This window comes from Pseudomonas sp. ESBL9, assembly GCF_036668715.1.
Classification (GTDB): domain Bacteria; phylum Pseudomonadota; class Gammaproteobacteria; order Pseudomonadales; family Pseudomonadaceae; genus Aquipseudomonas; species Aquipseudomonas lundensis.
In genome coordinates, this window is record NZ_JAZEVV010000008.1 from 1 (window position 1) to 22,998 (window position 22,998).

Sequence of the window (22,998 nt, forward strand, 5' to 3'; positions counted from 1 at the left end):
CTCTGCAACATCAACCACTTGCGCTTTCGATCTCTCGTCAGCGGGAGGCGAATTCTACAGCGTTACACGCTGCTGTCAACACCTCATTTCCTGCTTCGATGATTTGAAGCTGGCATCGTCAAAACCGCCTAACTCATTGAAACTCAAGGAGTTTTCCGTTTCGACTGCGCCGGAAGTGGGGCGAATTATAGGCCGCTGAAATTCTGAGTCAAGCCCTAATTTTGACTCATGAGGCAGAAACCGTTTTCTTCTTATAGAGACGTGGTATGCGCCGCATCACAAGCGGTATACGCACCACCATCAACACCGCCCCAATCGCCGCGTAAACTGCCCACTCTTTAAGGTCTGCACGAACGATCCAGAGCATATGCAGTAGCCCTAATCCCAAAACCACATAGATAAGGCGGTGCAATTTTTTCCATCGCGCGCCCAGGCGACGCTGGCTGTAACGGTTGGATGTCACCGCAAGTACGAACAACAGCAAGAAACCAAGGCTGCCCACAATAATGTAGGGACGCTTGCGCAGCTCCACCCCCAGCTGAGACCAATCGAAACCCAACACAAAAGCCAGGTAAGCCAACAGATGCAGTATTACGTAAGCAAAACACCACAGACCGATTTGACGTCGCACAGCAACCCAGCCAGCCCATCCTGTCATTTTTTGCAGAGGCGTCATGCAAAGCGTTATCAGCAACAAGATCAGGGTGCCTAACCCCAAGCGATCAACCAGCACCTTGCCAGGATCAGGTCCCAGCACTGAACTCCACGCTTGGAATACCCACAGCAGCGGCCAAATAATCACCCATACAAAAACAAACGAGCGCCAATAAGGAAATCGCATCAATAGTTTTTCCGCAGATCCAGCCCACTATATAAAGAAGCCACCTCGTTGCCGTAACCGTTGAACATCTGCGTCTCGCGTACATTCGGACTGAACAGGCCACTTGGCAGACGACGCTCACGCGCCTGACTCCAGCGCGGATGGTCCACTTGCGGATTAACATTGGCGTAAAAACCATATTCATCGGCCGCGATACTTTGCCAGGTTGTCTTGGGCTGATCTTCAACAAGGCTGATGCGCACAATGGACTTCACGCTTTTAAAGCCATATTTCCAAGGCACCACTAGCCGCAATGGCGCACCGTTTTGATTCGGTAATTCCCGCCCGTACATCCCTACTGCCAGAATTGCCAATGGATTCATCGCCTCATCCAACCGCAGCCCCTCCACATAAGGCCACTCAATCAAAGCGAACCCGGAACGCTGCCCGGGCATGACCTTAGGATCCTGCAACGTCTCAAAGCGGATGAATTTTGCTTTCGAGGTGGGCTCCACCTGCTTAAGCAATGCTGAAAGCGGGAAGCCCAGCCAAGGAATGACCATTGACCATGCTTCTACACAGCGAAGCCGATAGATCCGCTCTTCTAATTGATAGGGCTTCATGAAGTCTTCCAACGCATATCGGCCCGGTTTACCGACCTCACCATCGACAACCACCGTCCATGGCTCAGTCTTTAATGCGCCAGCATATTGCGCCGGATCACCTTTAGCGGTCCCGAACTCATAGAAATTGTTGTAGTGAGTGGCGTCGTTGAAAGGCGTGATTGACTCTCCCTGTACATTCACCGCCTGCCATTTGGTTTTGGGCAGCTTTTCGGCAAACCATGCGGGCGGCGTGCCCGCCTCCACATCAGGGTACATCCTGGGGTCTTGCGCAAGCCCAATACGAGGAAATGCACTCACGGCAAGCCCGGCTAGCGAGCTTCCCAGCAAAGTTCGCCGCGATAGATAGAAGGATTCAGGCGTGACGTCAGACTCTTTACTGTCTGACGTGGAGGGGAGCTTGATGAGCATGGCAACTCCGTAGCATTGAAAGGCTGATGCCCCAATAGACTACGGAGTATGGGAGAAATTACATCACTCGGCGCTTTTGTTCCGGCGCAGATGCAATAAATACTGAATGGGGCCGGACGCCGCATAGGCAAGGAAGACCAGCAGCAGAATGCGCGGCGGATCACTGAAAACCACTGCAAAGACCAGTACCACTGCCAGAATGGCGACAAAAGGTACACGCCCCTTCAAGTCCAGCTCTTTAAAGCTGTTGTACTTGATATTGCTGACCATCAACATGCCTGCAGCAGCTACAAGCAAGGCCACCAGGAACGACATTTTGGAACCCTGAATGCCGTAATCGCTGAATGCCCACACGATCCCGGCCACAACACCCGCAGCAGCCGGACTCGCCAGCCCGATGAAGTACCGCTTATCAGCCGTACCCACCTGAGTATTAAAACGCGCCAGACGCAATGCCGCGCCAGCCACGTAAATGAAAGCGACCATCCAGCCTACTTTGCCCATATCCCCCAGCGCCCAGCCAAACGCGAGCAGTGCGGGGGCGACCCCAAAGGCAACCATGTCAGACAAAGAGTCGTATTCGGCGCCAAAAGCACTTTGCGTATTGGTCATGCGGGCAACCCGGCCATCAAGACCGTCGAGCACCATGGCCACAAAAATTGCGATCGCGGCAAAGGCAAAGTACTTGCTTGCACCTGCCGCATCACCTGCACTCATGGCACTTTGCGCGCTCATCGAGTTAATAATCGAATAGAAACCCGCGAACAGGTTCGCCGTCGTGAAAAGGTTGGGTAGCAGATAGATACCACGATGCCGGACTTTACGGCCTTCGGCGTCATGTCCTTCTTCGACATGCTCATCGATAGGCAGCAGACTATCGGCGTCAGAGGCCTGTTTTGGCTCTTCGGGACGTTCGCTCATGGACATTACCTTGCAACGATATGGAAAGTTTCGATAAAGGTTCACGGCCAACACGGACACGCAAACAGTGATGCTTTATACCAGAAGCCACCCTCTAAACGAAAAAACGCGGCCGAGGCCGCGTTTTTCTTCACGCTACAAACTTAGTTCTTGGCTTTATCGACAATCTTGTTCGCACCGATCCAAGGCATCATCGAACGCAGTTGCTCACCAATCACTTCGATACCGTGTGCCGCGTTGTTGCGACGCTTGGCGGTCATCGATGGGTAGCCAGTGGCACCTTCGCTGATGAACATCTTGGCGTATTCGCCGTCCTGGATACGCTTCAATGCATTACGCATTGCCTGACGGGATTCGGCGTTGATGACCTCCGGACCTGTCACGTACTCGCCGTACTCAGCGTTGTTGGAGATCGAGTAGTTCATGTTCGCGATACCGCCTTCGTACATGAGGTCAACAATCAACTTCAGTTCGTGCAAGCACTCAAAGTAAGCCATTTCTGGCGCGTAGCCCGCTTCAACCAGTGTTTCAAAGCCTGCTTTAACCAGCTCGACAGTACCGCCACACAGAACAGCCTGCTCACCGAACAGATCGGTTTCGGTTTCGTCCTTGAACGTGGTTTCGATGATGCCGGTACGACCGCCACCAACACCCGAAGCGTAAGACAGCGCAACGTTTTTGGCGTTGCCCGAAGCATCTTGGTAGATAGCGATCAAATCAGGAATGCCGCCGCCTTTCACGAACTCGGAGCGCACAGTGTGGCCTGGTGCTTTCGGCGCGATCATGATCACGTCGAGGTCGGCACGCGGAACTACCTGATTGTAGTGAATCGCGAAACCGTGGGAGAAAGCCAGGGTGGCGCCTTTCTTGATATTCGGCTCGATTTCGTTCTTGTACAGCGACGACTGGAACTCGTCCGGGGTCAGAATCATGACCACGTCAGCCGCGGCCACCGCGCTAGCAACGTCAGTGACTTTCAGGCCGTGAGCTTCAGCTTTGGCGACAGTGGCCGAACCTTTACGCAGACCGACAGTCACGTCTACACCCGAATCTTTCAGGTTGCAGGCTTGAGCGTGACCCTGGGAGCCGTAACCAATGATGGCTACTTTTTTGCCCTGGATGATCGAAAGGTCGCAGTCTTTGTCGTAATAAACTTTCATGATTTTCCCTTATATCCAGGCCATTCAGGCCATTAGCACTTATTAGTTTTAGATGCTGAGTACTTTGTCGCCACGGGCAATCCCGGTGACGCCACTGCGAACTGTTTCCAGGATCGAGGCGGTTCCAATCGACTGAATGAAGCTGTCGAGTTTGTCACTGGTACCGGTCAACTGCACGGTATACACACTGGCGCTGACATCAACGATCTGGCCACGAAAGATGTCCGTAGTTCGCTTGATCTCTGCGCGCTGCGCCCCCGTTGCCTTGACCTTGACCAGCATCAGCTCGCGCTCAATGTGAGCACTTTCAGACAGGTCGACCAGCTTGACCACTTCAATCAGCTTGTTCAGGTTCTTGGTGATTTGTTCGATGATTTCATCGTGCCCTACGGTCGTGAGCGTCAGACGCGACAAGGTCGGGTCTTCAGTTGGCGCTACCGTCAGGCTTTCAATGTTGTAGTTACGTTGCGAAAAAAGCCCTACAACACGAGACAATGCACCCGGTTCGTTTTCAAGAAGCAAAGAAATAATGTGCCGCATGATTAAGTACGCTCCGTCTTGCTCAGCCACATGTCTCGCATGGAGCCATCTTTGATCTGCATCGGGTAAACGTGCTCGCTGGTATCGACCTGGATATCCAGGAACACCAAACGGTCTTTCATGGCGAACGCTTCTTCCATTTTTGGCTTCAGGTCTTTCAGGTCCGTAATCCGGATGCCTACATGACCATAAGCCTCAGCCAGCTTCACGAAGTCAGGCAGCGACTCCATGTAGGAATGCGAATGACGGCTGCCGTAGTTCATGTCCTGCCATTGACGCACCATTCCCAGTACGCCGTTATTGAGGCTGATGATTTTTACGGGCAAGTCGTACTGCAAACACGTCGACAATTCCTGAATGTTCATCTGAATGCTGCCCTCGCCTGTCACACAGGCGACATCAGCATCCGGGAAGCTCAACTTCACACCCATGGCCGCCGGGAAGCCAAAGCCCATCGTGCCCAGGCCGCCTGAGTTGATCCAGCGATTAGGCTTGTTAAAACGATAGTACTGAGCCGCAAACATCTGATGCTGACCCACATCGGACGTCACATAGGCGTCGCCCTTGGTCACTTCGCAAAGCATCTCAATGACGGCTTGAGGCTTGATCTTGCTGCCATCGCCCTTGTCGTACGGGAACAAACCGCGATCACCGCGCCACTCATCAATCTGCTTCCACCACGCAGCGACCGCTTCAGCATCGGGTTTTTCGCCAATATCCTTGAGGATCGAGACCATTTCGGTCATGACGCTTTCGACCGGACCTACGATCGGCACATCCGCCTTGATGGTCTTGGAAATAGACGCAGGGTCGATATCCACATGGATGATCTTGGCATTGGGGCAGAACTTGGACGGACCATTGATCACGCGATCATCAAAGCGCGCACCGACTGCCAGAATCACGTCAGCGTTATGCATGGTCATGTTGGCCGTAAAGCTGCCATGCATACCCAGCATGCCGATGAACTGACGGTCTGTACCAGGGTAGGCCCCCAAGCCCATCAACGTATTAGTGACCGGCACGTTGAGCATTTTCGCCAGTTCGGTCAACGGAGCAGAGCCGCCGCCCAAAATAACGCCGCCACCTGCGTAAACAACCGGACGCTTGGCCGCCAACAGCATTTCCACCGCTTTGCGGATCTGGCCGGAGTGACCGCGAACCGCCGGGCTGTAGGAACGCAGCTTGGCTTTTTTCGGGAAAACGTATTCGAACTTCTCGGCCGGATTGGTCATGTCCTTGGGAACATCAACCACCACAGGCCCCGGGCGACCGGACTGTGCCAGGTAGAACGCCTTTTTCATGACCTCCGGGATCTCCGAAGCATGCTTGATCATGAAACTGTGCTTCACGATGGGCCGAGAGATACCGATCATGTCGGTCTCTTGGAAAGCATCGGTCCCGACCATGGTGCTAGGCACCTGACCGGAGATGATGACCATCGGAATGGAGTCCATGTAGGCGGTCGCAATACCCGTTATGGCATTGGTAGCGCCCGGGCCGGACGTGACCAGAACCACACCGGCTTTACCGGTGGCACGGGCATAGCCGTCAGCCATATGGGTAGCAGCTTGTTCGTGACGAACCAGGATGTGGGACACTTCCGGTTCTTTGAACAGTGCGTCGTAGACATGCAGGAGAGCACCACCAGGGTACCCGTAGATATGTTTGACACCTTCGTCGCGCAAAAAGCGGACGAGCATCTCACCGCCAGATAAAAGCTCCACGTTGTTCACCTCTAAAACGCCAGAATACCGATCGCAAAAAACGAACGGGTCTTAATAGGTTTACTTTTCAGCAGAGCATGAGCGACGGTGGTCGCCGACTACGTCAGCACTGACTGAGCAAGTATTGGGAGCTCCCCAAGTATTGCGGGGTTTTCCCACCCAGCGCGAGGTAACGCGTTGCGGGTGTAACAGGTCGGCGCGGGTGTGCGCCTCATGATCTGCTGAGAGAGTCTGCTTCTGGCAGTCCCTCTACAGCGGACTTTCGATTCTTCTCATTCACCCCACCCAAGTCAAGCAATAATTGCGCTTTTTTCCAACTACGCGCATCTGAACATAGAAGAAACGGGCTTGATGAGGGATAAAACTCGCCTGAATGGCGCAAAGCGGTAGAAATATGCGCACGACTGCCGGAAAAACCGGCAGCCAGGCAATTAACGAGCGTCGACGATCAATTGGTCGAACTTTTTCAGCGCATTACGCAGGCCAAGACTCTCTGACGGCTTGTCGGCATATACCATTTCAGCCATTTCAAGAATGCCCGAAGCATTGGGCAGCGGCAGATCCTGTTCGAGGATTTGTTTCATTCTCACCAGAAAGATCCATTGCAGCCACTGATGGAAGTCCAGCGTATCCACTGAAAAAGGCTCAACACTGCTCAACGCCTCAGCAGTGGGCGATACCTCGTCCCACCAGCCTTGTACGCGCAATTCGCGCTCAATCAGCAACAACTGTTCGGCAATGGCCGGGAAGCGTACATCCATTACAGACTCACCTTGGCTTTTTGACGTGCCGATGCAGCGCCGGCTGCATCACCCTGTTTCTCACGCGCCTGAGCGATCAAACCCCACAGGCTGGCTTGAAGATCCGGACGGCCGCCAGCGAATGTCAGACCGCGACGTGCGAACTGCTCCGCTTGCGCAGCATCCCCTTGGGCCATACGCACCTGCGCCAGGCGATAAAGCACTTGCGGCTCACGGGGCGCTACACGCTGCGCGCGTTCGAGGCTCGACGACGCGCCATTCAGATCACCGGTCGCTTGCTGTTGCTGAGCGGTGGTCAGCAAAGCCAGCACCGGGCCATCCAATTGCTCATCAGCTGCCAGTCCACCACTGCTGGACGGAATACCGCTTGGCGTCACCGAGGTCGGTGCACGGTAAGCAGCGCCAGGTGTGTAGTCGCCAGTGCTGATAGGCGCCGCCGCCGGGCCCGGTGTGATTGGCCCCGGCGTAAACGGCTCGGTGCTGATCGGTGTGGACACCGCCGACGCACCACCGGGAATCATCACCACGACGCCGGAATCCTGAGGGATCGCCTGAGTCTGCGCGGCACGCGGTGCAGTCGCCTGCGGATAATGACTCGCCGTACGCTGAGCAGAAACACGCTCGTTATTGGATACAGGAACGCCCGCGTCGACCACAGGGATAGAACCCTGTTGAACACTGGCGCAACCATTGAGCAAAGCCAGGGCTGTAACAGCCGGAACCCACCACTTATTCACGTCAATTCCTCTTTGCTTAATTCAACCAGCCCTTGACCCAATCCATCACCGCTTCACCGTTTGCAGGCGTTTCGGCTGCACAACTGGCTCCGGCGGGCGGCTCACTGCCGCGAATATACGGCATCTGCACAGCCCCAGGGCAGTTCGCATCGGAACCCTGGCCGGTACGAGGGTCAATCCAGGCCTGAACGATATTATCCGGTTGCGGCATATCCAGCGGCAGAGGGTCGGCTTTGTTCATAAAGCTGGTCCATACCTGCAAGGCGCCCGTTGCACCGGTGAACGGTGTTTTACCGTTGTCATCACGCCCCAGCCAAACGACAGCCAGCAGATCCTGGCTGAACCCGGCAAACCAGCTGTCACGTGAATCGTTACTGGTACCGGTCTTGCCGGCCAACGCCAGGCTCTTGGGCAAAACGTTGTAAACCGAACGCCCTGTCCCCTCACGCATGACGTGCTGCATGGCGTTTTGAATCAGGTAGATGGACCCCGGATCAAAGCGCTGCTGGATCTGGAACGGGTAGCGCTTGAGCGGCTCACCTTCGGCCGTCAGCACACTGCGAATCCCGCGCATCGGGGTATTGAAACCACCGTTGGCCAAGGTTTGGTACATCGTCGCCACTTCCATCGGGCTCAAGGCACCGGCGCCCAGCAACATGGAAGGGAACGCCGGGAACTCACGCTCCACCCCAAGCCGCGCCAGGGTCTTGAGCACATTGGGAACGCCCACTTCCTGCCCCAGTCGCACAGTGCCCAAGTTGTAGGAATTCATCATCGACTGATACAGGAACACCGTTCCGTGGGAACGACGGTCATAGTTCTGAGGCTTCCAGATCTGACCATCGGCGCCTTTGATCGATAACGGCTCGTCCGACAACCAACTGGTCAATGTGTACTGGCTCGGACGTTCAAGCGCGGTCAGATAAACCGCTGGTTTGATCAGCGAGCCAATCGGCCGCACCGCATCCAGTGCCCGGTTAAAGCCGGCATAACCCGGCAGGCGGCTGCCAATCAGCGCCTGCACTTCACCTGTTTCGGGGTTGGTCACCACCATCGCGGCCTCAACCTCATCGGAACCCTTGCGCCCGGCCAACCGTTTGAAGGTTTCTCCGACAGCGGCCTCGGACTTCATCTGCAAGATCGGATCAAAACTGGTGAAAATCCGCAGACCTTCTTCAGTCAAGTCTTCGTCGCGATAGTCTTCACGCAACTGACGTTTAACCAAATCCAAGAAACCCGGGAACGAACTGTCTGCGAGGCTTCCGCGCTTGGTCACGCCCAGCGGCATCTTCTTGGCTGCCGCCACTTGCTCTGCGGTGGCGACACCTTGCTGCTCAAGCAAATCGAGCACCAGGTTGCGTCGTTCAAGCGCACGCTCCGGGTAACGACGCGGGTTATAGGCAGACGGCCCTTTGACCATCCCCACCAGTAAAGCCACTTGATGCAACTTGAGCTCAGACAATGGCTGGCTGAAAAAGAACTGGCTGGCCAGACCAAAACCATGCACCGCTCGCTGTCCGTCCTGCCCGACAAAGACCTCGTTGAGGTAAGCCTCAAGGATTTCGCGCTTGTCGTAGTGCAACTCCAGCAGCAACGCCATCATCGCTTCGGTCAGCTTGCGGCTAAGACTGCGCTCGTTGGTCAGGTAGAAGTTTTTCACCAATTGCTGAGTCAGCGTACTGCCACCCTGGCGCATTTGCCCGGAAGACGAGTTGACCCAGATAGCACGGGCGATCGACTTCGGCGACACCCCCAAGTGATGGTAAAAATCGCGGTCTTCAACCGTTACCAGGGTTTCCAGCAGAAACGGAGGCACCTGATCGATGTTGATCAGAATGCGGTCTTCGAGGTTCTTCGGGTACAGGCCGCCAATCAGCAGCGGCTCAAGGCGCACCACGGGCAGCTTGGCGCCATTGGAGGTCGACAGTTCGGCTACGTAATCACCGGAGAAGCGCACACGCACCGGCTGCGCCTTTTCAGCGCCTTCATAAAACTGGAAGCCGCGGGTGTTGAGATCAACCGTATTGCCATTGACCGACGCGGCACCCGGGCCACTGACCGCGCTCTCGCGGCGATAGCCCAAGGCATCAAGTTCGGTGAGAAAGTCGTTCTTGGCCAGCTTTTGGCCGACGAACAGCTCCAGCGGCCTGGCGTAAACCTTGGCCGGGATGGTCCAGCGTTTGCCGGAGAACTTCTCCTGAACGATCGCATCGAGGTAGACGGCGAAACCTGCCAGTACAACCAGGCCGACCAGACTGAGCTTGAGCGCCCAGCCCAGCCATGGGCGCAGGCCGCCACGGGAGGGACGTTTGGAACGGGAACGGGGGGATCGGGTACGAGTCATGGCGGCGGATTATACGCACTTTGTTCATGTTCAACATGCGCAGCCCGGCGGTTTGCAGTACCGCCGTCAGGAGCCATAATGGCCCATTGAATTTTCCCCGTCTTGAAGGACCAACCGTGAGCCAGAACCTGATCGCCGCGCTACAGAACCCGAGCCTATACCCGCATGAAGTCGATGGGTTTCAGGTAATCGAAACGCACATTTCCTGGGTAATCCTCACTGGCCCGTATGCCTACAAGCTGAAAAAACCGGTCAACTTCGGTTTTCTCGACTTCACCGACCTCGATCAACGCCAGTACTTTTGCAATGAAGAACTGCGCCTGAACCAGCGCCTCACTGAAGGGTTATATCTCGACGTACTGCCGATCACCGGCACACCCGATGCGCCTGTGATCGGCGGTGACGGGGTGGCGATCGAGTACGCGTTGAAAATGCTTCAGTTCCCTCAGAGCCAATTGCTGAGCACGCTGCAAGCCAATGGCGAACTGACTGCCGCGCACATTGACGAAATGGCCCAACAAATTGCTCATTTTCATATCCAGGCGCCCCATGTACCGCTGGAACACTACCAAGGCACCCCAGAAGCCGTCATGGAGCCTGTGCGCCAGAACTTCGATCAAATTCGGCCGTTTCTGACAGATAAAGCTGACTTGCAACAACTTGATGCCCTTCAAGCCTGGGCTGAGAGCAGTTTCATCCGCCTTGAACCACTGTTCAAACAACGTAAAGCCGAGGGGTTTATCCGTGAATGCCACGGCGACATCCACCTGGGGAATGCCACGTTGATCGATGGCAAGGTGGTGATTTTCGACTGCATCGAATTCAACGAGCCCTTCCGCTTCACCGACGTCTACGGTGATGTAGGGTTTCTGGCCATGGACCTTGAAGACCGCGGCTTGAAGTGTCTGGCACGGCGTTTTGTCAGCCAATACCTGGAGCTGACCGGCGACTATCAGGGCCTTGAACTGCTGAATTTCTATAAAGCCTACCGCGCGCTGGTGCGCGCCAAGGTCAGTCTGTTCAGCATGCCCGCCGATGCCACCGGCGTTCAACGCGCTGCCACCCTGCGCCAATACCGCAACTACGCCAACCTCGCAGAAAGCTACAGCACGATTCCATCGCGCTTTCTGGCAATCACTCACGGTGTTTCAGCCGTCGGCAAAAGCTCGGTCGCCATGCGTCTGGTCGAAGCGCTGGGCGCTATCCGTCTGCGCTCCGATGTCATCCGCAAACAATTGTTCGGTGAACAGCAGCCTGAAAATGCTGTGGGTGAAGGGATCTACAGCACCGACGCCAGCGAAACCACTTACAAAAAAATGCATGAGCTGGCCGCAACCGTGCTGCGCGCAGGTTTCCCGGTCATCATTGATGCCACCTACCTGAAACGCGAACAACGTGACGCCGCTGCCAGCGTGGCCGAGTCCACCGGTGTGCCGTACCTGATCATCGATTGCGACGCACCGGACGCCGTGATCGAAGGCTGGCTGGCTCATCGTCAGACTCAAGGCACCGACCCGTCCGATGCCACCCTCGACGTGGTGCACGCTCAACGTGCCAGTCGCGAGCCGCTGGGCGCTGACGAAGTGCAGCGCAGCAAGCGTATTGAAACCAACAACAGCAAGAGTCTGGACACCTTGATCGAGGACATTCGTCAGCGCTTGCCAGGCCTGTAATAAGGCCGAGTGACCGCGAGGCGCTAAAGGTTCGCGGCCACTCAATAGTGGCACTATAATGGCGTCATAAATCCAACAGGAGACGCCCCATGAGCCGCCCACAATTGCTTGATTCGGCGCTGTACGCGCTGTTGCACAAAGACGATATCGCCGGTTTCAATCAGGAACGTCCGCAAGGGCCCATCGATATGCGCGGCGGCGATTTTCGAGGCTTGGATTTACGGCAGTTGAACGCCCAGGACGTGGATTTCACCGACAGCTATTTCCGCTCTGCCGATCTCCGGGGGGTGGACTTGCGTACAGCCTGTATCGAGGGTGCGAGTCTGGCCCATGCGCAGATTTCAGGGGCCTACTTCCCGGTTGAATTGACAGCGGACGAAATTTTGATGTCGGTTAACTTCGGCACTCGTCTGCGTTACCGCACAAAGTAGAAAAATACGACATCCGGGTGAGCGCTTTTGCGTCGGCGCGAACCCGGCTTGTTGACCTTGCCTGGTGGCTCTACCCTCATCGTTTCACTTCCTCTCGGCGGGTTTCCTCGACCCCTGCATTTCACCCTTAAAACACCCTGCTTGTTCCAAAACCGACTAAAGAAGAGCGGTTTTCCTACAGAGCGCTACACTCCTGAAAGACTGACTTGATCCAGTAAACACTGCGCTCGCGCCGTCGCAAGGAGGCTTGATGAACGATGAACTCCAGCATTTGAGAAATCTTGGGAAGACGTCGGCGCAATGGCTGCACGCTGTGGGTATTCATAACCTTTCGGACTTGAAACGGCTTGGTGCGGCAGATGCCTATCGTGCGGTAAAGGCTCGAGGGTTCAGAGCGTCCAAAGTTTTGCTTTATGCCATTGAGGGAGCCTTGCTGGATGTCCACTGGAACGATGTTCCCGCGGAACGCAAAGAAGCCCTCAACAAACAGGTCGAAGGATTGCTCGCTGCGCGCAAAGTCTGATTTTTTTCAACCGCAGTAAAAAAAGCGACAAACTGCTGTTGACTCGATAATGAGAATTGTTATTATTACGCCATCTGGTCGCGAGGCCAGTCGATCTTCTGAAAGGCCCTTGGTTCGGACTCTCAGAAAATCTCCTCATCAGGCTAATCACGGTTATTTGACCCGGCTCTTGCCGGGTCTTTTTTTGCCCGCAAAACGTGTGTAGCGCTGTTATTCAGCCTTGGGCTTAGCGCGCAATGATCAGCGGATGCCCTAATTCCGGGTGCGGCTGCACCAGCACATCCAGCCCGAAGACAGCCTTGAGCAACGCAGGCTGTAACACCGCCTGTGGACAATCCAGCGCACGCGGTTTGCCGTCTTCCAACAGCAACAACCGGTCGCAATAGCGTGCGGCCAGATTAAGGTCATGCAGGATGATCAGGACCGCCGCGCCACGGTCGGCGAACGCCCGAATGGCCTTTAACGTGGTGTGTTGATGCAAAGGGTCCAGCATCGAGGTCGGCTCATCCAGCAACAGCGTTTGCCCACTCTGCCCCGGCCACAATTGCGCCAGCACGCGCGCAAGGTGCACGCGCTGTCGTTCGCCACCCGACAAGTCGAGGTAACTGCGACCCGCCAAGTGTTCAACATCCGCAGCCTGCAAGGCGGCGTGAACAATCTCGGCATCGCGTATGCGGCCTGTCTGGTGCGGCAAACGGCCCATGCCGACAACGTCCTCAACCCTGAATGCGAAATCCAGCGTCGAGGTTTGCGGCAACACGGCCAGTCGCTGGGCCCGCTCACCACCTTTCCATTGACTCAGCGCACGCTGATCGAGCCAGACTTCGCCTTCGGCAGGCGTCAACTCCCCGCACAATGCGGCCAACAACGTACTTTTTCCCGCACCGTTAGGCCCAAGTACGCCGAGGACTTCGCCCGGGCGGACCTCAAGCGTGACAGCCGACAACACGGCTTTTTGCCCACGACGGATCTGCAGATTTTCCGTTCGCAACATCAGTGGCGCCCCCGCAGCAGTAAATACAGGAAGAAAGGCGCCCCCAGAAAGGCCGTCACAATACCGATGGGCAGCTCAGCGGGGGCAAGCGCCAAACGCGCAATCAGATCAGCAAACAGCAGTAAACTCGCCCCCGCCAAGACGGATGCGGGCAGTAACACGCGATGATCGGGCCCGGCCAACAGCCGCACCAGATGGGGCACCACCAACCCTACAAAGCCAATCATGCCCGCTGCCGCCACAGCCGCACCGACGCCCAAAGCAGTACAAAACACCAGTTCGCGCTTCAGGCCCTCCACGTCTATCCCCAAGTGATTGGCTTCAGACTCGCCCAGCAGCAATGCATTCAGCGCCGTTGCCCGGCGTGGCAGCCACAGCGCAACGCCAGCCGTGACCAGCAGCAGCGGCCACAACCGCGCATAGCTGGCGCCATTCAAACTGCCCAGGTTCCAGAACGTCAGCGTACGAAGCGTCGCATCATCCGCCAGATAAGTGAAAAGCCCTACTGCGGAACCCGCTAATGCCGTCAGGGCGATCCCCGCCAGCAACATCACGGCCACATGGGTTTGGCCGTTTCGCCGCCCCAGTCGGTAAACCAGCGCAGTGACTCCCAAGCCCCCCAAAAACGCACAGAGCGACAGCAAGTACGGCCCGATGAAGTCAGGCAACCCACCCAAGGCAGCGCCGCCTACGATGGCAATCGCCGCTCCCAGGGCTGCACCGCTGGAGACCCCGACCAGGCCGGGGTCGGCCAACGGGTTGCGGAACAAGCCCTGCATCGCAACGCCCGACAGCGCCAGCACACCGCCGACCGCCAGCCCAAGCAAGGTACGCGGCAAGCGGATCTGCCCGAGAATCAACTCCGCCTGCTCAAGACCTTCCCCCTGTACCGGCAACCCCATCAACCGCATGGCTGCGCGCAACGTATCGAACAGCGGCAAACTCACCGGCCCAAGCGCCAGCGACAACCAGGTCGCCAGCAAACACAAAAGGGTCAAACCAATAAACAAAGAACGGGGTTTTACCAGCGTTTTCATTGAGCGGCCGCGGCCTCGGGATAAAATTCAACCGTGAGTTGCTTGAGACGCTCCGGCAACCGCGGCCCCAGCCCGCCGACCAGCAGGGTTGGGTCCACTTCATAGAGCCGCCCTGCTTTGACTGCGCGAATCGATGCCAGCACCGGGTTTTCTTTCAACAGGGCTGCACGGGCGGCCTCACCGCTCAGACTGCGATCTGCAAACACCAGAACCTCCGGGTTCAGCCCGGCCAACGCCTCGACCGAGAAAGGCTTGTAGCCGGAATGGGTGGCAAGGTTTCTTCCACCGGCTTGCGTCAGCAACCAATCGGCAGCGGTGTCCTTACCGGCAATCATCGGTTTGCCACCCGCATGACCCAGCAACAGCAGGACGCCCGGCGCCTTATGCGTTGCTTGCAAGTGCTTGACCTGAGCCTGCTGCTGATCCATGCGCTGCTTAAAACGCTCAAAAACGTCCTTGGCGTGAGCTTTATCGCCAAGTAATCGCCCCAAATGCGTCAGCGTCGCTCGCAGGGTGGTCAGATCAGCCTGCGCCGAGAACATTTTAACCGGCACTCCGGCCGCTTTAATCTGCTTCAAGACCTCGGCGGGTCCCATCTCTTGCGTACCGATCAACACATCAGGCCTGAGGCTCAGGATGCCCTCTGCCGACAGCTGACGCTGATAGCCGATGCTGGGCAGGGATTTAAGTGATTCAGGATGTTGGCTAGTGGTATCGACCCCAACCAATTTAGACTCCGCCCCCAACACGCAGACCCATTCCGAGAGTGCCCCACCGGCACTGACCCAACGGTGTGGCAATTCGGCAGCCGAGCTGACAGTCGTGATCACAAGGCCAGCAAAGAGCGTAATCAGGCGAAGATGCAAGCGCATACAAAGGCGTTCCTTTAATAAGTGGGTCAGCGGGAACAGTAAAATCCCGCGCCGTGGACACAGCACATCGCGGAGTAGCCAGCCATTTGATAATTGTTTGCATTTGCGCGTCAACCTATTAACACCCTGTCACCCGCGTCATCTACGCGAGTATCAGCAGCCATTAAGGATTGCCATGAAGTGGTTATGCCCCTCTGAGGACTTGAAAGAAGGCAACAGTCGCGGCTTTCAAATAGACGAATCAGACGTGCTTGTCGTGCGACGCAAGGGCCGGGTCTATGCCTACAAAAACCGCTGCCCGCACCGGGGTGTCCGCCTGGAGTGGCAGCCCGACCAATTTTTGGACGAAAGCGCCAGCCTGATTAAATGCGCCACCCACGCGGCCCTGTTCTTGATCGAGTCCGGCGAGTGCGTGGCCGGGCCTTGCGCCGGGCAATTTCTAACCGGCCTTGACTGCCACGAAGACAGCCAAGGCATCTGGCTCAGCCTTGAAATGTCAGAGGATGACCGCTAAACGGCGGTCCACTCGTACAGCATCAGGTGTCAGGCTTACGCCATACGCCAACACCTGCACGCCCGCTGCGACCGCCTCTTTTAAGGCGGCGGCATAGCCAGGATCAATCTCTGCAGCCGGCCTTACGGCATCAATACCAGTGAGATTGACGCAATACAGCTGCACTGCGCGTACGCCGTCGCGGGCCAAACTCGCAAGTTCTCGTAAGTGTTTGGCACCGCGCTGCGTCACCGCATCCGGAAAAGCAGCGATGGATGTACCGTCAAATCCCAGGGTCACGCTTTTGACCTCAACAAAGGCAAAGCCGTCGGGGTATTCGAGACGGAAATCAATCCGGCTTTTTTCCTGGCCATACGCCACTTCACGCTTAAGCGCCGTAAAGCCGTTGAGTTCAGTGATCACCCCGGCCAGCAGGGCTTCTTCGACCAAGCGATTGGCACGGCCGGTGTTGACGCAGGCCAACCGGCCTTGCGGGGTTTCACTGATTTCCCACGTCCCCGGCAACTTGCGTTTGGGGTCATTGGAGCGACTGAACCAGACCTGCCCGCCCTCGACCATGCAATTGAGCATGGAACCGGTGTTAGGGCAGTGAATGGTCATCAACTCACCGTTCACCGTTTCGATATCTGCCAAAAAACGCTTGTAGCGCTTGATCAAACGTCCTTCTTCCAACGCGGGAGAAAACTGCATCAGCGGTTCCAGCTCTGTAGTCCACGGGCAATGCGCTCTACCGCTTCCTGCAAACGCGGCAGGCTTTGGGTGTAAGCAAAACGCACGTGATGGCCGGCCTGAAAACGACCGAAATCAAGACCGGGCGTGAAGGCGACATGTTGGGTTTCTAGAAAGTGGCGGCAGAACGCGAAGGCATCGCCGCCAAACGCATTGATGTCTGCATACAGGTAAAACGCGCCTTCAGGCTCGACCGCAATCTTGAAGCCCAGCTCGCGCAAGGCGGGCAGCAAGAAGTCACGACGGCGGCCAAACTCGACCCGACGCGCCTCGAGAATGGCCAACGTCTCGGGTTTGAAACACGCCAACGCGGCGTATTGCGCCATGCTCGGGGCGCTGATGTAGAGGTTCTGCGCCAGCTTTTCGAGGTCCGCGACGGCTTCGGGTGGAGCCACCAGCCAGCCCAGGCGCCAGCCGGTCATGCCGAAGTATTTGGAAAAACTGTTCAGCACAAAGGCGCTGTCATCCACTTCCAGCACGCTCGGCGCATCACAGCCGTACGTCAGACCGTGATAAATCTCGTCCACCACCAAATGTCCGTTACGCGCCTTGACGGCCGCCGACAGCGACGCCAGTTCGTCACGGCTGAGCAGCGTGCCCGTCGGATTGGCAGGCGAAGCCACCAGCGCGCCCACACTGTCCTGATCCCAATGGCGGTCCACCAAATCAGCGGTCAGTTGATAACGCACCTCCGGGCCGACCGGCACCAACTGGGCAGCGCCTTCCACCAAGCGCAGGAAGTGTCTGTTGCAGGGGTAGCCCGGATCGGCAAGTAGCCAGTGTTTTCCCGGATCGACCAGCAGGCTGCTGGCTAAAAGCAGTGCACCAGAACCGCCGGGGGTTATCAGAATGCGGCCAGGATCAATGCTCAGCCCGTAACGCTGCTGATAGAAACCTGATAGGGCTTCACGCAGTTCAGGCAGCCCGCGGGCCGCGGTATAGCGGGTTTTTCCCGCTGCCAGCGCCGCCTGCCCGGCCGCGATAATGGGCTCGGCTGTGGTGAAGTCAGGCTCACCGATCTCCAGATGAATCACATCATGGCCCGCCGCTTGCAATTCATTGGCACGCGCCAACAATGCCATGACGTGGAACGGTTCGATTGCGCGACTGCGCGCACTGTAAGACTGAGCCATGAGCCTGCCTTCCTGAGTGAGCAAAAGGCCGATTCTACCCAAGCCCACGCAAGAGGGAGAGCTAAATAAGGTCTTAGCAGCCGCCCCGGTAGAACCAAACGGCGCAAGCTCCGGTCATAGCTCGACTAAATTTAATATTCAGCCATTAATCTCAAGCACTACAGGGTTTGTGCACAAACACCGGCAACAGGCCAGACAACAGGGAGTAGCGCGGCCCGATTTGATCTGGTAAGTTCGGCCGCTTGCAGCCGCAGGGCCGGCAGGTGTCGGTGATGTTGCAATCCTGCGCAATGGATTAGAAGAATGAGAGGCGGTCCATTTCATGCCCACAGAAGCAAAGCAACAGAATACTCAAACGCTTAGCGGCTTCGAGCCCTACGTTGAAATGAAGGGTGAAGAGTACATGGGCGAGCCCATGCGCAAACACTTCACCAAGATTCTGCAAAAGTGGAAACAGGACTTGATGCAGGAAGTCGACCGCACCGTTGATCACATGAAAGACGAAGCGGCAAACTTTCCTGACCCGGCCGACCGCGCTAGCCAGGAAGAAGAATTCAGCCTGGAACTGCGTGCCCGCGACCGCGAGCGTAAGCTGATCAAGAAAATCGACAAGACGCTGCAATTGATCGAAGACGAAGAATACGGCTGGTGCGAGTCCTGTGGTGTCGAGATCGGTATCCGCCGCCTTGAAGCACGCCCAACCGCTGACATGTGCGTAGACTGCAAAACCTTGGCTGAAATCAAGGAAAAACAAGTCGGCAAGTAATCGCCGGCTTGACCAAATGGGGCGTGCGAACGCCCCGTTTTCGTTTCTGAAGCGTGCTCACACAGCACTGCCCTGCTGACACTGCAACAGCGGTCAGGCGCCCTGAAGATACGAGCACAACGGCCTCCCCTCGCACTTCGCACCTAGCGCCAGCGGTTACAGGATCCATGCCATGACGGCTGCATCATCCCCCTCCTACATCGGGCGCTTTGCCCCTACCCCCAGCGGTCATTTGCACTTTGGCTCACTGGTCGCAGCCCTTGCCTCCTATCTGGACGCCCGCTCGGCAGGTGGCCGCTGGTTATTGCGCATGGAAGACCTTGATCCACCCCGCGAGATGCCCGGTGCCCAAGCCGCGATTATTGAAGCGCTGCACCGCTATGGTTTTGAGTGGGACGGTGAATGGATCCGACAGAGCGATCGTCATGACGCCTACGCCCAAGTTGTAGAGCGCCTGTTCAGCCAAGGCCTGGCCTATGCCTGCACCTGCTCGCGCAAACAACTTGAAGGGTATAACGGCGTCTATCCGGGGTTCTGCCGTAACGCCGGCCACTCCATGGAAAACGCGGCCATCCGCGTGCGGGTCCCGGAACTGGAATATGCCTTTACGGATCGCGTCCAGGGTGAGTACCGCCAACACCTGGGCCGCGACGTGGGGGATTTCATCATCCGTCGCCGTGACGGGCTTTACGCCTATCAACTGGCCGTCGTACTGGATGATGCCGCCCAAGGTGTGACCGATATCGTGCGCGGTGCCGATTTGCTGGACTCCACACCGCGCCAGCTCTACCTGCAAGAGTTGCTCGGCCTGTCGCAGCCGCGCTACTTGCACGTGCCGCTGATCGTGCAACCCGATGGCCACAAACTCGGCAAATCCTACCGTTCGCCTGCACTGACGCCCGAGCAAGCCACACCCTTGTTACTACGCGCCTTGCGCACGCTGGGCCAACCGACTGACGACCGTCTGGAGCACGCGAGTCCGCGCCAGGTTCTAGACTGTGCAATAGCGCACTGGGACGCCGCGCTGATACCGCGCACCCACACCCTGCAAGAAGCGCATTTACGCTGACAGCCCTTGCAGGTTGCCAGCCATCCGTTACCATCGCCGCACGTTTTTGGGGCATGCGGCCCGTTAAGTGAGGGCGGGATGTACATCTATCGATTGGTCCTGTTGCTGGTTGTCGGGATCTACCTGTTTTCCCCCGCCATCATGGATTGGTGGATCAACGCGACGGGCGCCTGGTACCGGCCTTATCTGCTCTGGCTGATTCTGATCGTGGTGACCTTTATTCTGCAGAGCCAAAAAGATGCCGATGAGCTTTAGCCTGACCCAGATGGTGCTCGTCAGCGCCGCTTACCTGCTGGTGCTGTTTGGCGTGGCGTGGATCAGCGAACGGGGCATGATTGCGCGCGCGATCATCCGACACCCGCTGACCTACACCCTGTCACTGGGCGTTTACGCCAGCGCATGGGCCTTTTACGGCACCGTCGGTCTGGCCTACGAATACGGCTACGGCTTTCTCTCCAGTTACCTCGGAGTCTCGGGCGCCTTTCTACTGGCGCCCGTGCTGCTTTACCCGATCCTGAAGATCACTCGTACCTACCAACTGTCTTCCCTTGCCGACTTGTTTGCGTTTCGCTTTCGCAGCACTTGGGCGGGCGCGTTGACCACAATTTTCATGCTGATCGGCGTGTTACCGCTGCTGGCCTTGCAAATCCAGGCCGTGGCCGACTCCATCAGCATTCTCACCCGTGAGCCGGTGCAGCATCGCGTAGCCCTCAGCTTCTGCGCGATGATCACGCTGTTCACCATTTTCTTCGGCTCACGGCATATTGCGACCCGCGAGAAACACGAAGGGTTAGTGTTTGCCATTGCCTTCGAATCCGTGATCAAACTGGCCGCCATTGGTGGCGTGGGCCTTTATGCGCTGTACGGGGTCTTCGACGGCCCGCAACAGCTCGAAGTGTGGTTACAGCAAAATCAGACCGCACTGGCCTCGTTGCACACACCGCTTCAAGAAGGCCCGTGGCGCACGCTGTTGCTGGTGTTTTTTGCCTCGGCCATCGTGATGCCGCACATGTATCACATGACCTTCACTGAAAACCTCAACCCAAGGGCTCTGGTCAGCGCCAGCTGGGGCCTGCCGCTGTTCTTGCTGCTGATGAGCCTCGCCGTGCCGCTGATTCTGTGGGCCGGACTCAAACTGGGTGCTACCACCAACCCGGAATACTTCACGCTCGGCATCGGGATCGCAGCCAACAGTAAATCTCTGGCCTTACTGGCGTATATCGGCGGGCTGTCGGCGTCTAGCGGGCTGATCATCGTGACCACGCTGGCACTCTCAGGCATGGCCCTGAACCATCTGGTACTGCCGCTTTACCAGCCACCGGCCGAAGGCAATATTTACCGCTGGCTGAAGTGGACCCGCCGCGCACTGATCGTAGCCATCATCATGGCCGGCTATGGCTTTTACCTGCTGCTGGGCGCCGAGCAGGATCTGGCCAACCTCGGCATCGTCGCGTTTGTGGCGACGCTGCAGTTTTTGCCGGGCGTGCTCTCCGTGTTGTATTGGCCGACCGCCAATCGCCGGGGGTTCATTGCCGGTTTGCTGGCCGGAATCGTGGTGTGGATGGTCAGCATGTTGTTTCCGCTGATCGGCAATTTCCAGGGCTTCTACATCCCGTGGCTGGACATGATTTACGTGCTGGATGACACCAGCTGGCACATGGCGGCCATCGCGTCGCTGGCGGCCAACGTCCTGATGTTCACCCTGATTTCCCTGTTCACCAACGCCAGCACCGAAGAAGCCAGCGCAGCTGAAGCCTGCGCGGTGGACAATGTGCGTCGCCCGCAACGGCGTGAACTGCACGCGGCCTCACCGCAAGAGTTCGCCACGCAACTGGCCAAACCGTTAGGCGCCAAGGCTGCGCAAAAAGAAGTCGAGCAAGCCTTGCGCGACTTGTACCTGCCCTTCGATGAACGCCGACCTTACGCCCTGCGCCGCCTGCGCGATCGCATCGAAGCCAACCTCTCGGGCCTGATGGGCCCCAGTGTTGCTCAGGACATGGTTGAAACCTTTTTGCCCTACAAGTCGGGTGGCGAAAATTACGTCACCGAAGACATCCACTTCATCGAAAGCCGGCTTGAGGACTACCATTCGCGCCTGACCGGGCTGGCAGCCGAACTCGATGCCCTGCGCCGCTATCACCGTCAGACCCTGCAAGAACTCCCGATGGGCGTGTGCTCACTGGCCAAGGATCAAGAGATCCTGATGTGGAACAAAGCCATGGAAGAATTGACCGGCATTGCGGCGCAACGGGTCGTGGGCTCGCGTCTGAACACATTGGGCGATCCGTGGCGCCAGCTGTTGCAAGGTTTTATCGAACTGCCGGATGAGCACTTGCACAAACAGCACTTGGCACTGGATGGACAGACGCGCTGGCTGAACTTGCACAAGGCGGCGATTGATGAGCCCTTGGCGCCCGGCAACAGCGGCCTGGTCCTGCTGGTGGAAGACCTGACCGAAACCCAGATGCTCGAAGACAAACTGGTGCACTCCGAACGACTGGCCAGCATCGGCCGCCTTGCCGCGGGCGTGGCCCATGAAATCGGCAACCCGGTGACCGGTATTGCCTGCCTGGCGCAAAATCTGCGCGAAGAACGCGAAGACGATAGCGAACTGACGGAAATCAGCAGCCAAATACTCGAACAGACCAAACGCATCTCGCGCATCGTGCAGTCCTTGATGAGCTTTGCCCACGCAGGCAGCCATCAACACAATGACGAACCCGTGTGCCTGGCCGAAGTCGCACAGGATGCCATCGGTCTGCTGGCGTTGAACCGGCGCAACTTTGAAGTGCAGTTTTACAACCTGTGCGACCCCGATCATTGGGTCGACGGCGATCCGCAGCGACTGGCGCAGGTGCTGATCAACTTGCTGTCCAACGCCCGTGACGCCTGCCCGGCCGGCAGTGCGGTACGGGTCAAGACGGAAGCCAGCGAGCACACCGTCGACCTGATCGTCGAAGACGAAGGCTCGGGCATTCCGAAGAACATCATGGATCGTCTGTTCGAACCTTTCTTCACCACCAAGGACCCTGGCGAAGGCACCGGTCTGGGCCTTGCACTGGTCTATTCCATCGTTGAAGAGCATTATGGACAAATCACCATCGACAGCCCGGCTGACATTCAAAGCCAGCGCGGAACCCGTATCCGGGTGACACTACCGCGCCATGTCGAAGCGACGTCCGCTGTGAACTGAGACCGTCGAGAGAACCGAAT

Annotated in this window: 22 protein-coding genes; 8 read left to right on the plus strand and 14 right to left on the minus strand. The window is 57.2% G+C overall.

What is annotated here, in order from left to right:
• Positions 1–226: 226 nt before the first annotated feature.
• From msrQ to mrcB, 9 genes are all read right to left on the minus strand, one after another.
• Entirely contained in the window at positions 227–841 is a 615-nt protein-coding gene (msrQ, locus tag V6F78_RS19325; protein ID WP_047295527.1) for a protein-methionine-sulfoxide reductase heme-binding subunit MsrQ, read from the minus strand.
• Complete coding sequence (msrP, locus tag V6F78_RS19330) at positions 841–1,854, minus strand: protein-methionine-sulfoxide reductase catalytic subunit MsrP (protein WP_047295529.1); 1,014 nt, start codon at positions 1,852–1,854, stop codon at positions 841–843. Before msrP ends, msrQ begins: the two co-directional genes overlap by 1 nt.
• Before the next feature lie 63 nt (positions 1,855–1,917).
• Positions 1,918–2,775 carry a CDP-diacylglycerol--serine O-phosphatidyltransferase gene (pssA, locus tag V6F78_RS19335; protein ID WP_047277460.1) on the minus strand — a complete coding sequence of 286 codons (858 nt, stop codon included), beginning with the start codon at positions 2,773–2,775 and terminating at the stop codon, positions 1,918–1,920.
• Between the two features lie 143 nt (positions 2,776–2,918).
• Positions 2,919–3,935: a ketol-acid reductoisomerase gene (ilvC, locus tag V6F78_RS19340; RefSeq protein ID WP_047277462.1), complete on the minus strand. Its 1,017-nt coding sequence runs from the start codon at positions 3,933–3,935 to the stop codon at positions 2,919–2,921.
• Positions 3,936–3,983: 48 nt separating this feature from the next.
• Positions 3,984–4,475: an acetolactate synthase small subunit gene (gene ilvN, locus V6F78_RS19345; protein WP_018609360.1), complete on the minus strand. Its 492-nt coding sequence runs from the start codon at positions 4,473–4,475 to the stop codon at positions 3,984–3,986.
• A gap of 2 nt (positions 4,476–4,477) precedes the next feature.
• Complete coding sequence (locus V6F78_RS19350; protein ID WP_047278567.1) at positions 4,478–6,202, minus strand: acetolactate synthase 3 large subunit; 1,725 nt, start codon at positions 6,200–6,202, stop codon at positions 4,478–4,480.
• A gap of 431 nt (positions 6,203–6,633) precedes the next feature.
• Entirely contained in the window at positions 6,634–6,963 is a 330-nt protein-coding gene (locus V6F78_RS19355; RefSeq protein ID WP_047277467.1) for a YqcC family protein, read from the minus strand.
• Entirely contained in the window at positions 6,963–7,700 is a 738-nt protein-coding gene (locus V6F78_RS19360; RefSeq protein WP_332728018.1) for a tetratricopeptide repeat protein, read from the minus strand. Before V6F78_RS19360 ends, V6F78_RS19355 begins: the two co-directional genes overlap by 1 nt.
• A 16-nt stretch (positions 7,701–7,716) precedes the next feature.
• Positions 7,717–10,044: a penicillin-binding protein 1B gene (mrcB, locus tag V6F78_RS19365; protein WP_332728019.1), complete on the minus strand. Its 2,328-nt coding sequence runs from the start codon at positions 10,042–10,044 to the stop codon at positions 7,717–7,719.
• A gap of 116 nt (positions 10,045–10,160) precedes the next feature.
• On the opposite strand from mrcB, the gene V6F78_RS19370 reads away from it, so the two are divergent.
• From V6F78_RS19370 to V6F78_RS19380, 3 genes are all read left to right on the plus strand, one after another.
• On the plus strand, positions 10,161–11,717 hold the full coding sequence (locus V6F78_RS19370; protein ID WP_169858905.1) for a bifunctional aminoglycoside phosphotransferase/ATP-binding protein: 1,557 nt from the start codon (positions 10,161–10,163) through the stop codon (positions 11,715–11,717).
• An 89-nt stretch (positions 11,718–11,806) separates the two neighbouring features.
• A complete protein-coding gene (locus V6F78_RS19375; RefSeq protein ID WP_047295534.1) occupies positions 11,807–12,148 on the plus strand; it encodes a pentapeptide repeat-containing protein in 342 nt (113 codons plus the stop codon).
• A 250-nt stretch (positions 12,149–12,398) separates the two neighbouring features.
• Positions 12,399–12,671 (plus strand): TfoX/Sxy family protein, encoded by a 273-nt coding sequence (locus V6F78_RS19380; RefSeq protein WP_047278395.1) that lies wholly within the window; start codon positions 12,399–12,401, stop codon positions 12,669–12,671.
• Between the two features lie 226 nt (positions 12,672–12,897).
• Here V6F78_RS19380 and V6F78_RS19385 read toward each other — a convergent pair whose 3' ends face one another.
• Genes V6F78_RS19385 through V6F78_RS19395 form a run of 3 tightly spaced genes read right to left on the minus strand, consistent with a single transcriptional unit; the run spans position 12,898 to position 15,574 of the window.
• Positions 12,898–13,665, minus strand: coding sequence for a heme ABC transporter ATP-binding protein (locus V6F78_RS19385; protein ID WP_047295536.1), 768 nt, complete (start codon positions 13,663–13,665; stop codon positions 12,898–12,900).
• Positions 13,665–14,648, minus strand: a complete 984-nt coding sequence (locus V6F78_RS19390; protein WP_169839465.1) for a FecCD family ABC transporter permease — start codon at positions 14,646–14,648, stop codon at positions 13,665–13,667. The genes V6F78_RS19385 and V6F78_RS19390 overlap by 1 nt, the downstream gene beginning before the upstream one ends.
• A 50-nt stretch (positions 14,649–14,698) precedes the next feature.
• Positions 14,699–15,574 carry a heme/hemin ABC transporter substrate-binding protein gene (locus V6F78_RS19395; protein ID WP_169858906.1) on the minus strand — a complete coding sequence of 292 codons (876 nt, stop codon included), beginning with the start codon at positions 15,572–15,574 and terminating at the stop codon, positions 14,699–14,701.
• Positions 15,575–15,749: 175 nt separating this feature from the next.
• Here V6F78_RS19395 and V6F78_RS19400 point away from each other — a divergent pair, with 175 nt between their 5' ends.
• Positions 15,750–16,088, plus strand: a complete 339-nt coding sequence (locus V6F78_RS19400) for a Rieske (2Fe-2S) protein (RefSeq protein ID WP_047295541.1) — start codon at positions 15,750–15,752, stop codon at positions 16,086–16,088.
• Here the strand turns inward: V6F78_RS19400 and sfsA are convergent.
• Both sfsA and V6F78_RS19410 read right to left on the minus strand, forming a co-directional pair.
• Positions 16,071–16,778, minus strand: a complete 708-nt coding sequence (sfsA, locus tag V6F78_RS19405) for a DNA/RNA nuclease SfsA (RefSeq protein WP_047277485.1) — start codon at positions 16,776–16,778, stop codon at positions 16,071–16,073. The genes V6F78_RS19400 and sfsA overlap by 18 nt on opposite strands.
• Positions 16,778–17,950 (minus strand): pyridoxal phosphate-dependent aminotransferase, encoded by a 1,173-nt coding sequence (locus V6F78_RS19410; RefSeq protein WP_332728020.1) that lies wholly within the window; start codon positions 17,948–17,950, stop codon positions 16,778–16,780. The genes sfsA and V6F78_RS19410 overlap by 1 nt, the downstream gene beginning before the upstream one ends.
• A gap of 322 nt (positions 17,951–18,272) precedes the next feature.
• Here V6F78_RS19410 and dksA point away from each other — a divergent pair, with 322 nt between their 5' ends.
• The 4 genes from dksA (at position 18,273) to V6F78_RS19430 (ending at position 22,978) form a co-directional block, all read left to right on the plus strand.
• A complete protein-coding gene (gene dksA / locus V6F78_RS19415; RefSeq protein ID WP_047295543.1) occupies positions 18,273–18,716 on the plus strand; it encodes an RNA polymerase-binding protein DksA in 444 nt (147 codons plus the stop codon).
• 172 nt (positions 18,717–18,888) lie between these two features.
• Positions 18,889–19,785 carry a tRNA glutamyl-Q(34) synthetase GluQRS gene (gene gluQRS, locus V6F78_RS19420; protein ID WP_047295545.1) on the plus strand — a complete coding sequence of 299 codons (897 nt, stop codon included), beginning with the start codon at positions 18,889–18,891 and terminating at the stop codon, positions 19,783–19,785.
• A 78-nt stretch (positions 19,786–19,863) separates the two neighbouring features.
• Complete coding sequence (locus tag V6F78_RS19425) at positions 19,864–20,040, plus strand: hypothetical protein (protein ID WP_047277492.1); 177 nt, start codon at positions 19,864–19,866, stop codon at positions 20,038–20,040.
• Positions 20,024–22,978 carry a sensor histidine kinase gene (locus V6F78_RS19430; protein ID WP_169839418.1) on the plus strand — a complete coding sequence of 985 codons (2,955 nt, stop codon included), beginning with the start codon at positions 20,024–20,026 and terminating at the stop codon, positions 22,976–22,978. The genes V6F78_RS19425 and V6F78_RS19430 overlap by 17 nt, the downstream gene beginning before the upstream one ends.
• Positions 22,979–22,998 lie beyond the last annotated feature (20 nt).